Source organism: Pseudoalteromonas obscura (genome assembly GCF_030135505.1).
Taxonomy (GTDB): Bacteria; Pseudomonadota; Gammaproteobacteria; order Enterobacterales; family Alteromonadaceae; genus Pseudoalteromonas; species Pseudoalteromonas obscura.
Map to the genome: position 1 here is coordinate 245,907 of NZ_JASJUT010000008.1, position 14,974 is coordinate 260,880.

Annotated in this window: 10 protein-coding genes; 4 read left to right on the forward strand and 6 right to left on the reverse strand. The window is 42.4% G+C overall.

Annotated features, from left to right (window positions below; genetic code table 11):
• Positions 1-23: 23 nt before the first annotated feature.
• The gene (locus QNM18_RS18190) at positions 24-920 is read right to left on the reverse strand and encodes a response regulator (RefSeq protein ID WP_284138065.1); all 897 of its coding nucleotides are present in this window, start codon (positions 918-920) and stop codon (positions 24-26) included.
• A gap of 220 nt (positions 921-1,140) precedes the next feature.
• Between QNM18_RS18190 and QNM18_RS18195 the strand changes: the two genes are divergently transcribed.
• Entirely contained in the window at positions 1,141-1,803 is a 663-nt protein-coding gene (locus QNM18_RS18195; protein ID WP_284138066.1) for a chromosome partitioning protein ParA, read from the forward strand.
• Between the two features lie 90 nt (positions 1,804-1,893).
• Here the strand turns inward: QNM18_RS18195 and QNM18_RS18200 are convergent, their stop codons facing one another.
• From QNM18_RS18200 to QNM18_RS18215, 4 genes are all read right to left on the reverse strand, one after another.
• Positions 1,894-2,775 carry a DUF2306 domain-containing protein gene (locus QNM18_RS18200; RefSeq protein WP_211008349.1) on the reverse strand — a complete coding sequence of 294 codons (882 nt, stop codon included), beginning with the start codon at positions 2,773-2,775 and terminating at the stop codon, positions 1,894-1,896.
• A gap of 665 nt (positions 2,776-3,440) precedes the next feature.
• Positions 3,441-6,563, reverse strand: coding sequence for an efflux RND transporter permease subunit (locus tag QNM18_RS18205; protein WP_211008348.1), 3,123 nt, complete (start codon positions 6,561-6,563; stop codon positions 3,441-3,443).
• 5 nt (positions 6,564-6,568) lie between these two features.
• The gene (locus QNM18_RS18210; protein WP_284138067.1) at positions 6,569-7,648 is read right to left on the reverse strand and encodes an efflux RND transporter periplasmic adaptor subunit; all 1,080 of its coding nucleotides are present in this window, start codon (positions 7,646-7,648) and stop codon (positions 6,569-6,571) included.
• A 307-nt stretch (positions 7,649-7,955) separates the two neighbouring features.
• On the reverse strand, positions 7,956-8,987 hold the full coding sequence (locus tag QNM18_RS18215) for a S66 family peptidase (protein WP_284138068.1): 1,032 nt from the start codon (positions 8,985-8,987) through the stop codon (positions 7,956-7,958).
• 340 nt (positions 8,988-9,327) lie between these two features.
• On the opposite strand from QNM18_RS18215, the gene QNM18_RS18220 reads away from it, so the two are divergent.
• Complete coding sequence (locus QNM18_RS18220) at positions 9,328-12,768, forward strand: PKD domain-containing protein (RefSeq protein ID WP_284138069.1); 3,441 nt, start codon at positions 9,328-9,330, stop codon at positions 12,766-12,768.
• 109 nt (positions 12,769-12,877) lie between these two features.
• Positions 12,878-13,513 (forward strand): hypothetical protein, encoded by a 636-nt coding sequence (locus tag QNM18_RS18225; protein ID WP_284138070.1) that lies wholly within the window; start codon positions 12,878-12,880, stop codon positions 13,511-13,513.
• A gap of 49 nt (positions 13,514-13,562) precedes the next feature.
• Here QNM18_RS18225 and QNM18_RS18230 read toward each other — a convergent pair whose 3' ends face one another.
• Complete coding sequence (locus QNM18_RS18230; protein ID WP_211008343.1) at positions 13,563-14,189, reverse strand: LysE family translocator; 627 nt, start codon at positions 14,187-14,189, stop codon at positions 13,563-13,565.
• Between the two features lie 276 nt (positions 14,190-14,465).
• Here QNM18_RS18230 and QNM18_RS18235 point away from each other — a divergent pair, with 276 nt between their 5' ends.
• The gene (locus tag QNM18_RS18235) at positions 14,466-14,750 is read left to right on the forward strand and encodes a hypothetical protein (RefSeq protein WP_211008342.1); all 285 of its coding nucleotides are present in this window, start codon (positions 14,466-14,468) and stop codon (positions 14,748-14,750) included.
• The last annotated feature ends 224 nt before the right edge of the window (positions 14,751-14,974 follow it).

The window sequence follows — 14,974 nt, forward strand, 5'->3', positions numbered from 1 at the left end:
GTTGTTTAAAAACACAATTGAAGTCAGACACCCACAATCAACATTTTACCTTGTGCCATTCCCTCTCTTTCACAACATAGGTCAATACGGCTATCAAGTGGGTAGTTGTAGAGCATTTCAAGTTTTGGATGAAGGCTATTGACACACTTACAACTCCTCACAAACAAACTCATTTTGCTTTGATTATCTAAAAATGCGTAGGCAGTTTTTGCTAACGCCTCTTTGCAGGCATTCATAATTGACTCGTTTATTTGATTCATATGAATCGCTTTTTGCGCTTCCTCTTCTGGGATCACTTCAACACTACTGGCCAAAACACACGTGGCATATACATCAAGCACGCAGATCACACGTACTTTCTGGCTACCTCGCTCTGCATATACAACCATAACACAAGGTAATTTACTTTCATCCAAAGACTGAGAACGTATGGGTTTCAGTGTCAATGATGCATTGATATTTTTTTGCATCAATCGCTCCAAGAAATCCGTTTTAGGTAAAGCAAGCCCCTCTCGCAGCGGGGTCTCTTGCTCTACCATTAACTCTCGAACTTCAAGTTCCTGGACTATTGGCAGCAAAATTTCCCGCAGCTCACTATCAGCAAAAGGCTTAGATAAGAAAAATGCACAGCCCATCGACTTGGCATAATTAATTTGCTCTTCGTCATCAACCGTTGAGATCATACCCACAGGCAATTCAGGATACGTTGCGCTAACCACCTTAAGTAACTCAATACCTGACTTATCTGGCATATGCCAATCAGTTAAAATAATATGAGGTTGCCACAACTCTATGCGTTCAAGTGCATCATCAACACTATTTTCGCAAGAAATAAATAATTTCCGATACGTAAACTGCTGAAGTGCGCGCCTGATAATTTCGCATGTCGCGTGGCTATCATCAACTATCAGAACTTTCACATTCACCTCAAACTTAAAATTTCCTATTCAGTATAGGCAGAATTTCACAGTAAAACTAAACTTATCTTATTGATAATCAATGAAGCGATGAATAGCTGCCATGCTGCCGATAGAAGTTTACCAATATATAGCCTTAAATTTTGGTCTGCTAATTTTAGCGGCTTGGTTTTATATTTTGTTGTTGATTTTAAGAGAGTTTAGACAATTCGCAGCGGTATTTATGAGCGCTAACTCAAATAACCCAGGATCTGAAGAGGTGGTCGCACTGTGCAAAGATTCAGTGGAGCGCGCCACGCAGTTCAATCAACAACATGAACAAACCATTTCTGAGCTTTTACACGTACAAGCAAATCTAGAGCAGCAGCTTGCACAAATTCGCGCCTCTACCGCCGATCATATAACCAAAGAAGAGCAAGCTTCTATCAATGAACTCAATAAAAAACTCTCACGCTCTCACAAACTGATCAAGCGCCTTAAAGGTGACTTAACCATCAGTGGTAAAAAACTAAAATACGCCAAAACAAAATTGGAAGACCAATTCCAGTCTGTGGGTAGCTTGAAGGAAGAGAACAGCAACTTACATAAAGAAATCGCTCAATTGAAAACAGATATGAAATCGGCTCAAGTCAGTGGAGAATCGCCAAATGAACTAGAGATCCAAGCGTTAGTACAACAGTATGAACGCCAAATTGCCGAACAGAATCAGCTTATTGACCAACTTTCTGTCGATTTACCAGAGCAAAGCGACGGGGTTGACGCCAAGGCCATTGAAGCTGAACTACAACAAGCCAAACAAAAAATTAAACACCTGACTAAGGAAAATAAATTCATTGAAAGTCGTTATCTAGAAGCGGTTAAAAAAGTCGACGACATCAACAATTAATCAAACAGACAAACCGAAAAATACGCATAAGGCAAGCCTACGCTTGCCTAAACTTAGTTATGGTAACATCAAGTACGATTGATGTTACCTCTATATAGAGATCGCATCACCTGACATTACTTTTAATAAGAAAGGTGTAAAGCCCACGATCCCAACCAACATCAATAGTGTCAGCACACATAAACAACCCGCAGCCAACCATTTTACCTTTTGATTTTGCGTCTCACTGGCAAAGAAATACAATTCAGCCATTGCTAACGGGACCACAAAACAACCAAAAGTCCACATAGGGAAAAACGGGTCGCCAAACGCCGGGGCAAGGCCCATAGTTGTACCAGTGATTAAGTAGCTAAAGACACCGATCCTTAAAATCCACTGCGCATTTGACACCAAAAATAAACGAATTGCCCATTTCTTGTGATTTCGAATATCTTTTTTAATCGCTGTTTTGGCGCAAAAATAAGTAAAAGTAAGAATCAATATACCATTGATACTGGTCCCAATGCCGTCAAGAGTGATTGGGTGCTGATCTCTGATCCATACCAAATAGAATCCTGATATAGACAAAGCAAACACGGTTAACAAATATAGATAACCATTTATTTTGTGAAATTTTGGAAAGTAACGACGCATTTGCGGCATCAATTGCAATGCCCCACCAAACGCCACAACCCCGGCTCCAATAGCATGTGCTGCAAAAGCTGCGTTGCCAGCAAAGTCACCCGCTTTGTATGGTGTTTTACCAAACACTTCCCACACGTTCCATATCTCCATATTGTTGTTGATAACTGAAAACCCGTAAAACGCGATAATGTAGTAAAAGAAAAACCACTGACCCGCTAACACAGCAAGAAACCAAAAAGTCGTTGAGTATTTCAGCCATTGATTAGCCCGTTTTGAGCTTGCTTTACTGCCCTGTACAGTCGGAGATTGCGACGCGTTGCTTGATATATTTAAAGACGTATTTTCCATTGTGTTTGCCCTCATAACGTTGGAACTGAGTGCAATTTTGCACTGGCCATCACGTGAGTGCGCCCAAATGGGCCGATTAATACGTTTTTGTAAAAAAACATCGGAAGCCAAAAATTATAAGCTTTAAAAACAAACAGATAAAATTTTATAAATAGAAAGACATACGACGACCATACTCAATTAAAACTTTTTAATCGCCAAAGTTAATCACTAAAAACCATGAAAAGTACAACAATATTGGGGGTACAAGTGGCGTTTTGTAATTAGGGCAAGGTACGAAATTGACTAAAAGAAACAGAGCCAATAAAGCCTCGCCACTAATGTATCCATTATTTTCCAAACGCCTTGTTTGCCACGCCATAAGAGACGCTTAGATTTACGGGAAAAAATGTGTAGTTAGTAAAGTACTAGAGATAACTTGGTCTAATTAAACACCAAAACAATAAAGCACAGTGTCGAGATACCCTATCAAGACTCAAAAACCGGCTTGCTATTGTTTAAGCTTCTTTATAAGGAGGCAGCTTCACGCTGCGCTGTGAAGTTTATAAAGTGCTATCGCGACTCTATATCCATAGCACTGGCGTTTAAGAGGCATACTCAGGTAACTGAACTATCTTAGTTTTCAATTGCTCATAAAAAAGGAGCCGAAGCTCCTTTTTTAGTGTTTATCGCACCCGCTTGTTACTCAGCACACTGACCAGCAGCGCCGGTAAAAACGTCAGGCTAAGCAACATCGAGAACACTATGCCGCACAATACGATAATACCAACACCCCGGTATAATTCAGTGCCATCTCCTGGTATAAACACCAAAGGTGCAAGACCAAATAATGTGGTCGCAGTCGACATTAATATCGGTTTAAGTCGCGTTGCAACCGCCTGTTTGACTGCTGCAACAACTTCCATCCCCTGATCTACAATCAACTTTCGAGTTTGATCTACTATCAAAATAGGGTTATTTACCACAGTCCCCAATAAAATAAGGAAGCCCAACATGGTGATCATATCAAAGGGTTGGTGGAATGGTGTCATTCCAAAATTTGCCAGCAACACATTAACGCCATTTACGGAAATCAACCCCAGTAAGCCCCCTGCCATACCTAATGGCACAGTGGCTAAAATAAACAATGGGTAACTCCAATGCGTAAATATCGCCACTAACAACAAATAACTCAGTACTAAGGCCACAATAAAGTTGCTCGACAACGAGGCTTGTGTCGCTTCCAATTGGTCGGCCGCACCACTGATAGAAACTTTAGTACCTTGCGCAATTTTCCCTTGTTGCCAAAGAGTTGGTAGTAACTCGGTACGCACAATCTCTTCGGCGGTTTCCAATGCCACATCTCGAGGTGGAATGATATATACAGTCACCGTTCGCTTGCCATCTACACGGCGCAAGCTATCACTGTTTTTACTTTCCACTAAATCAGCCAATGCGCTCAGTGGCAACACATCCCCAGATGGCGTAACAATGGGTGAAGTGGCCAGTTGCTCAATGGTTTGCTTTTCCTTTTGATGACTGAAAATAAACATATCTATTTTGTCATCGTTCAAAATAAACTCATCAACATACGCACCGTCACTCAATGACGAAATTGTATAACCAAATTCATTTGGACTGATCCCAAGCTCAGCAAGCCTTTGCCATTTGGGTTTAATCTCAATAAGCGGTTGATCTAGGCTCAGTGCCCGAGGGTCTGAGTTAATTTGTGGGTTTTCAAATGTTACTTGAGCTTGCTCGTATACTGCTTCAGCTGCGCGGTACAAGTCCGTTAAATTGCTCCCAGCAATATCAACCGCTACTGCACGGGTGCCACCATCATTACTTGAAATAATTGACCCCCTAGCAGAGAAAGCACGCATATTTTCATAACTTCTGAACTTAGCCGTGATTGCATCCATCATAGCCTGGATATTATTTGGGTCCGTCGGAGCACTTAAAAACCAAATACGGCCAATAGATACTGACATCGAGTAGTAAGCCAGTGGCGGCATGTCCGTCTCGCCTTTATCAAATGCGTCACTCGATGCATTGATATGGCCATTAAAATAAACACGCAGCTCATCACCTATCTCTTTCATTTCTGACAGGTTATAACTTGGCGGTGCAATCATCATTGAAAACGCTTTAGGTTCTTCACCTTCAGGTAAATATTCAGCAGCGGGCATTAAGGCATATGCAGCACCAAGTGTCACAACCACAAAACTTGCAGTGATGGCTGTTGCTCTGGCTTTTGATGCCACGCAAAACGACACCAGTGCAAGCCAACGCTTTGAAAGTGTGACAGTTTTCATCTCATCTTTACGATTAGGTAAATTTGCCAATGTTGTCGGTACAATAAAAATAGCCACCAGCATAGAGGCAATAATTGCAGACGATACGGCAATCGCAATGTCGGAGTAGAGCTGACCAGCTTCTTGTTGAACAAATAAGATTGGCGCAAATACTAACACCGTTGTCGCAGTCGAAGCCAAAACCGCAGGCCAAACTTCTTTTACACCTTTAATTGCAGCGTGTAGTTTACTCGTGCCGCGCCTGTTTGCTTGCACTATGGCTTCAAGTACTACGATGGTATTGTCGACGGTCATACCAATTGCAAAGGCCACTCCGGCAAGCGAAATAACATTAATGGTACGGTCAAATAGCGTTAAGCCTAGGAAGGCTGCAACAGTACAAATTGGTATGCCCATCACGCCAACCAATGTGGCACGCCCTGAGCGTAAAAATAAAAACATCACCAAGGTTGCGAGCAATGCACCTAATGCCAAATTAGTCCACACATTTTTAAGTGAGCTTTCAACATATTGAACATCGTCACTCATTAGGATCAGCTCTAAGCCATTTTGCGCTAACAATTCTTGGTTAATTTGCTCAATCACTGGCAGCATTTGCTGCTTAATATCAATAACATTTGAGCCACTTTCACGACGTACTGACAACCTTAAAGTACGCTCACCATCTGAGTATGAAATACCACGTAATTCAAAATGGTCTAGCGACACAACGGCAACATCTCGGAGCTTGGTGATCACACCATCGCGCTCAGAAATAATCAAATCATCAAGCTCATTCAGCTGCTCAAAACGTCCAACCATACGTAATAAATAACGACTTGGGCCGCTTTCAATGTCGCCTGCCGATGCATCGCGATTGCGTGAACGGATGGCATTTCTTAAATCTGTTACACTTAACCCACGTTGGGCCAAGCGACTAGGATCAACATTAATCTGTACTTGTCTAGCTGCACCACCACCAACACCTACCTCTGACACACCGGGTATACTCTCCATTCGTGGCCTTACGAAATCTTCGGCAAAATCTCTGAGCATATCGACATCTAAATCAAGCGGATTTCCAGTTTGCGGCTTTAGCACAAAATGCATAAAAGCATTGGACGAAAAAGAGCTCGAATACAACCTTGGTTGATCAACGTTTTCCGGATAGCTGGGAACTTGGCTAAGGGCATTGTTGACACGAATCAAGGCGTCATTGACATCAACACCAAACGGAAACTCCAGTTGGATCCGTGCAGATCCCATTTGAGAATAGGACACCATGCGTTTGAGGTTTGGCAAACTGCGCAGATATCGCTCTTGCTCAACGAGGATTTCTTTTTCAACATCTTGTGGCGTTGCACCTGGCCAGCCTGTTTGAACCGTTATGGTTCTGACTTCAAGGTCGGGGATCATCTGTACTGGAATTTTTAACGCTGTCACCAGCCCCAAAATACAGATAATCAAAGAGATAACGGCAACTAAGGTACCGCGTTTAACGGCGCTTTCAATCATATCTGCTAGTCCTTACTCACCGAGATCTCACTGCCATTTTTTAGCAGTTGAACAGCAGTTATAATAATTGGTCCGCTTAGTACAGTGCTATCGCCTGACACAACTGAAATAAGTACTTGTTCACCGCGCTGCTCTAGTACTCTAACCGTATGGCGAGTAGCGGAGTTTCCATTGGCAACAAAGACACTCAATGCGCCATCTGGATGATACTTAAGTGCCGACTTTGGCACCCATACTGCTTGCGTACCTGTACTAGGCAATTCAAATTGCGCTTGCGCCGACATACCCGCAATAAACGATTCTTGCTTAGGTACTTCAACATGAACAACAAAACTACGAGTTTGCTCATTAATAACCGGCACAATTGCTTGCACTTTTGCCGCTATAAATTTGCTTTGATCGTGATCTGGCTGAATAACTAATTCATTTATATTATTGTTTGAAAAAGCATTTATATATTCTTGAGGTACCGCGACTTTGAGTCGTAAATCGCCTACAGAAACCAGTGTTAAAGTATGCGTCTGCGTTGTAACCCATTCACCTAAATCGACATTACGCTTCATCACAACACCGTCAAAAGGCGCAAACAGAGTTTGCCTTCTTAGCGTTTCCTTATCCATTGCTAAAGCAGCTTTTGCTTTTGCTAATGCTGCTTTTGATGCAGCGACATCAGCACGACGCTCTGCAAGTAAAGTCGGTGCTACAAATTGCTTTTTGGAGAGAGACTCAACCTCATCAAGTTGACGTTTAGACTCTAAAAGCGCAACATCAGCGGATTCAACTGACGCTTCACTTTGCTCCAATCTCAACTTTGCCAATGTCGGATCTAGTTTTAAAAGGGCTTGACCGCGTTTAACTACATCGCCTACTTCCACCAGCAACTCGTTGACAACGCCGGCCTCTAAACTCGCAAGTGTGGCATTTTGTTTCGCTTCAACGGTTCCGCTCAAAGTCAGTTTATTTTTATACTGAAGATCCTTGGCTTGAAAAACCGCAACTTCTACTGGCGTGCTCCATGTTGATGTTGACCAAGCCGCAAGAACGGATAAAGCAACAACGGATATAAACGCAGGAATACAACGCATTTTTGCACCTCAAATGATAATTGTTTTTAAAGAAGATACTATGAAAGCGTTTTACAAACGCTTAAATTGCGACAAACCCACTAATCTAGCAGATGATAGCCTTCAATTTATCCAATCATCGGTATATTAGTGCGCTCACCAATATAGTTGCTCGATGTGTCAATTTCCGTGTCTAAAAGAAAACAATTAAGTTTTAGAAGTGCGATATATCGTAAGATGGTTAGCTATTTTCACCACAAAAATAGCTAACTTGCATTTAAAAACACATAGAGAAATGAGGCGAGGACTTGAGGTGCCTGAGGCGCGGTTAAATCAACTTTTGGCTAATTTCTCCCAACCCATTTTTCAATTTAACATTTGCCAAAGCGCCATTAACCATAGTGAGATTGGGCGCTTGGTGGCTGACATCAACATCATACAGTACAGGAATTTCAAGCTCGCCCAATGATTGCTGCAAAGCGATTAAATCGTCGTACCCTTCTCCACGTGTCACTTGTGCTGCATTTCGGCCGACTAAAATACCCGAGGCATTGTCAAATGCACCTTTGAGTTTCAAACTTTGAAATGCCCTAAAATACTGTGTCGGGGTTAGCTCCCCATTCTCAAAATAGTATATAACTTTATCTTCTCTACTGATTAGATTTTTGTGAGGCAAGAAATAATCAGAGCCATACAACACCATATGCGTATCTATGCACCCACCGATTAATCGACCTGTAAATTCAACTTCATCATGGTGCGCTTGATTTAAAATTTTCCACTGGCTTGGTTCTGATAGATTAAAAGCAGCTGTCGGATCCTTACTATAGTCTGCATGGCGTCGTTCAAAAAATTGCGCAGCCGCTTGCTTGAATTCACCGCCAATGGGGGTGGCCAAATGCTCGAATACTTTAGCTGTTAATTCGTCAGTTTGATTCAGTCCCAACTGCATTAAGTTAGTGCAGTGGCACGTTGCCCAGCCTAGTTTGCAACTGATTGATGTTAGAACTGTACTGATATCTGAAAAGCCCATAAGCCACTTTGGTTTAGCGCTTTTCAATCGTTGCCAATCTAACCTGGGTAATATATCCATCGCAATTTCTCCACCCCAAGGCGCCATAATTGCGTCGTTACTATCGTCGCATAAAAATGCCATAAGCTCCGCTACCCGCGCTTCAAGTGGTGCACTGACATGCAGTTTATCTTCTCGCAAACATTGGCCTTCCAGCACTTCAAACCCACGATTTTTCAGATCTTGTAAGACGATATTTAACCTCGGGTGACAAGGTGCAGCAACACCCGACGAAAATGCGGTGACAGCAATTTTGCTGCCTGAAGATAACGGAGATGGATACAACATTTGAATTCCTATTGCTTGTTATTAAAAATGAACACCTAGCTCAAGCTACTTAATAGAGCCAACATACTGAGTTTTAAGAATATACGCAACTTGATATTGTATGTTTCGGCGGCTTTGTGGTCCCCTCCAATTCAACGCTCATTAAAAAGCGTCCTGACAGCCAAGTCGGGTCTGCAACTTCTCACCTGACTTTTGTAAATTAGCGAAACACCGACAACTTTTTCTCCTCATTTTAGCAATTCAACTGTACGAATTTCACCCATTTACTATGCTTATTGAACCCAATACTGATTCAGAAAACCTGCACAGTTTGTATCGTGTGTTTCGGAGGAACAAGAACATGTTTTATTCACGTAAACGGATGCACCTTATACTCACTTGGGTGTTAGGTATATCGATCACCGGATGCGGAGGGGGTGGTTCTGATAGCTCCCCTTCCACACCTTCTACACCAAGTACCCCGCAAAATAGTGCACCAACAGTCACTATCAGTGGTGAAAGTTCTGTACAAGAAAAAAAAGAAGTTACGCTCACAGCCCAAGCCTCTGACAGCGATGGCACAGTAAACACATTTGCATGGCAAATTGTTGCTGGACCAACAACAACGTTATCGAATGCTGCCACCAATACTGTCACTTTTACAACCCCTGATATTTCTGAAGACTCCACAATGACGTTGCGTGTTACCGTTACCGATGATGACAACGCATCGACAAGCGCGGACTTCAACCTAAGCGTCGCTAGAATTGTGAAGTCCGTAACCATCACTGGACTTGTTACAGATGAACCGATCCCCAACGCGGCACTGACAGTATACGTGGGAGATCAAAGTTTTGAACTCGCAGCAGATGCAACTGGTGCCTATACCTATCAACTCGATGTTGACGAGTCTATGGTAAATGATTTGGTGAGGATCCGAGCCAAAGGCGGTAGCACACAATCAGACGTCGAATTTTACTCGCAACTGCCGAGTTTTTCGGCGATTGAAAGCCAAGCTGGTGAAGATGGAGTCTTAAATAAAGATGAAAATTTCGGTGTCAATATCACCAACGTCACCACTTCTGAATATGCGTTAATTACCCGAGAAATCGGCACGCCTGAAACCGAATCAGCACTCAATAACGTATTGGTTGGGATTGATGCGGATGAAAAGCTCACACTCGCCGCACTGATAAAAATTGTGGTAGACGGAGAAGGTGAAAACCAATTTAGCCTACCTTCAGGCGTAAACTCTACTTTTGAGCTGGTGTCTTCGCCAACCGCCGTCACCGAATTAACAGACACCATAAATGATAAAAATCCAACACTAATTGAAAGCACTAAAAATGACATAAAACAAGATGGTGATTTAGTTGATAACAGCCAGTCAGACTTTAATGGCGACTACTTACTTGGCTCTACCAAAACGTTCAGTGAGCTATTTTTTGAAGCCACGTTTAACCAAGACAATACAGGTACATTCGCCGATTATTCCAGTGGTGATATGACATGGAGCCAAGATGACAATGGTCTTGTTTCCCTCACATTCGCGCCGGGTGTGATGAGTAAAACCTACTCATGCAAAGACAGCAATGGCAGCTACTTCTCTTGCCAATACAAATACAAAAGCGCCTCGTTCACTGTGTATGATGAAAGCCCGGTTGCAAAAGCCATCAGCATCACCTTTATTGGCGATGAATATTCCACTGATAGTACTGGTAACGAGGTCTTGGTAAACAGCGATGTAAGTCGCGCTATGGATCTCTCAATGATAGGGAAAAACCAGACCATCACACCAGTTGCAACTAACTTTAGCGGCAACTGGTATATCAACATGATGTACATTCTTGATAATGGAAGCTTCGCCAGTAAAGTGACCTTTAATCAAGATGGTACTGGCAGTGCACAAATGCCAGCAGATACTAGTCGAGCATTCACTTGGTCAATTACGGATAATATATTGACAATTACCCTAACAGCAACGGATGAGCTTACCGCAAAAACTTTCAAGTATTGGCTAATCAAAAATATTGAGTCTGGATTCCAATTTTGGGCGACCACGGACAAAACCGACACAGAAAAGTACAGACGGCGCTCTGGCTTGATGATGCCTGAGCAAGAGGTGACATTAGCTGAGAATGACATTTTAGGCCGTATTAGGCCCTACTACGGCGTAGCTTATGCTCAAGACTACTTTTTCGATAATTATATAAATGGCATTTCATATTCATTTCTACAAAAAGGTTCACACACTTGGAGTGTATCTGGTAGGTCACTAAATATAATGAATTATCAATATGGTATGAGTTACAGCTTTGTGCGTCAATGCCCTGAAAATGCCACTAGCGATATGTGCAGCGTGTATGACCATCAAAGGTATGAAGTGATCAGCGTACACGGTGATACTTGGTATGTACGTCAACACTTTGAGGTTGCCTTTGGTAATTCATATGAAAATTCAACTATTTTAAAATACAAAAAGTCCGCCTCTACGCTCGATAAATTTGAGTATTATTGGATGAACCAACGTTACTTATATTTCATTGAAAATCAGCAGGTACTTTCCAACTGGTTTTATACCACGACAAATGAAGACGGCTCCACTAGCCGCAAAGTACAGCTTGGTACGGGAGATCAGGCAGATTACTCCATTGCTGATGGCAAGTTACGCATCGACCAAATGGGCTCAGTGGGTGTTACTGAAATCCAAGAATTTGATAGGGATTACATAAAAGTATGTGCTTACTTCGAAGGTACCAATTGCGAACTAGGCGAAGTGAGAAACCTCTATTTTGAGCAAGCAAAGGCATCGCAAAATAATCAGATCCCACCGCCGGCGAGCATGCAATACGCCATAGATGGTGCTTGGTACCAGCCTAGCTCACCAAACTTCGTCATAATCATCAGAGATGGCGTTTGGGTACATATGGAAATAGATACAACCGATGATCCAAGCGGTTCTACCGGAATGGAAATAGGGTCACTCAGCTGGGATGAAACCAGTAAGGATCTCTCTGTTGATCTAATCATCGACCAGAACGGCGAGTTTGGTTATGACCCAAATTTATCGCACAAAGCCAGCGTTGAAGGTAATACAATGACCTTGGAGATCTCCGGTGAGTCACCCGTTGTGTTTGAGCGGTTGCTTGATGAAAATGAACCCAGAGTCGGTGGATTTGTTGAGTACCCACTTACCACCAGTAAAATTTGGGTATCGGTGTTTATGCCAGACAACAAGTTTTTTGAAGCCGAGTATGACCCAGCGAACTCTGACGGCCCGGGTATCAACTACGGCTCTTATACCTACAATACCGATACAGGCTTGGCAGAGCTAACCTTTGAGGTGAATCAACTCGATACCGATGACGTGTCATTCTTTATGCATCAGGCGGGCCCAGATGTCATCCATTGGAAAGACAATGAAGAGTTAGGTGCCGTGGTTCGCACCAAATCGAGTAGCGACCAACCTTACTTTGACAGCATGAAAATTAGCTATGAACGCTTTGCCTTAATTAATGGCAATACCACCAGCTATCTCGACTTTAAAAATGACGGAACACTGGACTTTGTGAGCCAAGGTAAAAACAGGGCATTTACGTGGAAAATTATCCTTGGGCAATTGCATTTACAAGCCGTCACGCCAAGTGCCGGGTTGGATGTGGAGGCGTATGTGATCACACCCACAAGCATGCTCGACGATGGTTGGAATGTTGACGTCATAAAACTTGAGCATCCAACTGACTTTACTGACTCAACGAGCCCTGAACATCATTCAAGATTTAGTGGCAGTATGCGCAGATAACAGCGCAACATATGTTTGGCGCGGTACTTGTGCCGCGCCAACTTAAAGCGATACACAAAGGTATATATATTGCTTAATTTTTCATAGTTGCGTAGTCGGGTTGTTTACTATGAAATTGACACAGGATGAGTTAAAACTACTTCATGAAGTTGTCGAAAGTCACAAAATCAGTGAAGATGAATTAATAGACAGTAATGAATCTTTACCTGCATCTGAAGTCAAACGACGTCTTTATCAATTGTGGTTAGTTGAGCCGCTTGCTTTATACCTCGCCCATAACCAATACGCAGCAATAAAAGCGCTCAATATTCAAAGTGTTTTACAGGGTGATTTGGAGGATGAAAACGCTGTCAAAAATCAAAAAGTGACTACGCTGTTGGCGCTTATAAACAAGTTGCCCGAAATTATTGATACCGGGAAATGCCCAAGAAATTGGCGGTTTTTCCCATCGCCCACCATTACTTTGGCACTCACGTATCCGAAAATTGTCTGTCCAATCCAAAGCTTGTCTTTGTCAGGAGCTTGCATTGCCTCTTTTCCACTGAGTGGCAGTGAACATTTGCAGCACTTTACCAACAAACACGCTTATTTAGAGCTTGCGGATAATTTACATATTCATGTGTTTTTGGAACGCGCAATCGCCAGAGATGAGCACTATATTGCCCTACAATTTAACCAGCACACTCGCGACAATCCTATGTTGAAGCTACTGGTTATCAGCCACTTTTTGCAATCTCAAATCTAAATAAGATTGCGGCATATTTATGCCGCAATCAACAAGCTCGGTTGAAGTCTTAGAGCGTCTGGTACAGTACTCTGGCAGCCAGCAAAATAAACGCTGCGCCGAGGATCTTCGATATAACACCTTGCTTTGAGTTTAAATTAAAGCGGTCATTGGCAGATGATGCAGCAATCGAAACAAAAATAAACCAGATAGCGTCTATGATAAACACGGTAAAGCACATTAAAAATGCCACGGTAAAAGTCATCGCCTCTGGGTCTATAAACTGAGAAAACAAAGCAACAAAAAAGATAGCCGTTTTTGGGTTAACAAATGCAACCGTAAACCCTTCTTTTGCCGCAATATACCACTCAGTTTTGGTCGCAGTTCTGGTCTCTGTACCGTTACTCGCAGAGGGTTTGCTGGTCAAAATCATATAACCCAGATACGCTAAATAGGCTGCACCCACATATAACAGCGCTGTATATAACGCAGGAAACTGCGCAATCAAACTTGCCAATCCCAACACCGACAATGCCGCGTAGCTGCCAACACCCAACGCATGCGCCACACTCGCAGATATTCCTGCGCTTGGTCCACTATTTATGCTGTGTTTCAGTACAACAGCCAAACTTGGTCCAGGTGACATAGCGCCTAATGTGCAGATCAGAGCCAAACTGAGCCATGCTGATAATTCCATACTTACCTCCAATAAATGCTGGCGGCGAGTTTACCTAAATTAGCGGCTAGGTGTTAATAAAAAATTGCCAAACTCCACTGTTTTTCAGATAAATCTAACGTTCTTCATCATCAACGCAGGGAATTAGGTTGCATGCAAGACTGAGCTAGGTCCACTTTTGCAACTAAATTATTAAATGTGCATGACGAAGTCCATATACATTTTGGTACATTTTTTAGCTCCTTATTTTTTTGAAAGCTGTGTACGATAAAACCTCCATAACACGGAGGAAAACACATGTCTGACAATTTAGAAACCTTTAAAAGTCACGCAGTACCACTAGGTAAATTATTACTCCAAAGCTTTCCTAACGGAGCAACCCCTACATTTAGTAACGTACACCCCGACGCAAATGCGCCCACTGAGCAACAAGAAAACGCACTTAAAGAAGTCGTACACTTCTTTGTCAACGAAAAGCTTGCTCGTCAAAGTACGGTACAAATCACACAAATCGTCCTAACCAAAGCCGGACTCAAGTTTCTTGGCCAAGAACTAGAAGCGTTAGATCTTAACGATAACTAATGAAAAGGCAGCTCTGTTACCTGCCACACTAAAAACAAAGGCGCAGCTTACTAGCTATTTGGCTGCGCTATTTATTCGCCATATCAGTCAATTAATACAATCTTTTAAAAACTTTATGTGTTACCGCTATCTTAAGGCCTGTTACATTTCACACTTGTAGTTTTAGCTTCTAGGTCCATGAGTTAAAGCGTGTATTTATTTTTACCGAAACTCTTCTGCTTCCC

Bases quoted from the DNA above. Each gene is read 5' to 3' on its own strand.
- QNM18_RS18195 (WP_284138066.1), top strand. From the start codon at position 1,141: ATGAGCGCTAACTCAAATAACCCAGGATCTGAAGAGGTGGTCGCACTG.
- QNM18_RS18200 (WP_211008349.1), bottom strand. From the start codon at position 2,775: ATGGAAAATACGTCTTTAAATATATCAAGCAACGCGTCGCAATCTCCG.
- QNM18_RS18205 (WP_211008348.1), bottom strand. From the start codon at position 6,563: ATGATTGAAAGCGCCGTTAAACGCGGTACCTTAGTTGCCGTTATCTCT.
- QNM18_RS18210 (WP_284138067.1), bottom strand. From the start codon at position 7,648: ATGCGTTGTATTCCTGCGTTTATATCCGTTGTTGCTTTATCCGTTCTT.
- QNM18_RS18215 (WP_284138068.1), bottom strand. From the start codon at position 8,987: ATGTTGTATCCATCTCCGTTATCTTCAGGCAGCAAAATTGCTGTCACC.
- QNM18_RS18220 (WP_284138069.1), top strand. From the start codon at position 9,328: ATGTTTTATTCACGTAAACGGATGCACCTTATACTCACTTGGGTGTTA.
- QNM18_RS18225 (WP_284138070.1), top strand. From the start codon at position 12,878: ATGAAATTGACACAGGATGAGTTAAAACTACTTCATGAAGTTGTCGAA.
- QNM18_RS18230 (WP_211008343.1), bottom strand. From the start codon at position 14,189: ATGGAATTATCAGCATGGCTCAGTTTGGCTCTGATCTGCACATTAGGC.
- QNM18_RS18235 (WP_211008342.1), top strand. From the start codon at position 14,466: ATGTCTGACAATTTAGAAACCTTTAAAAGTCACGCAGTACCACTAGGT.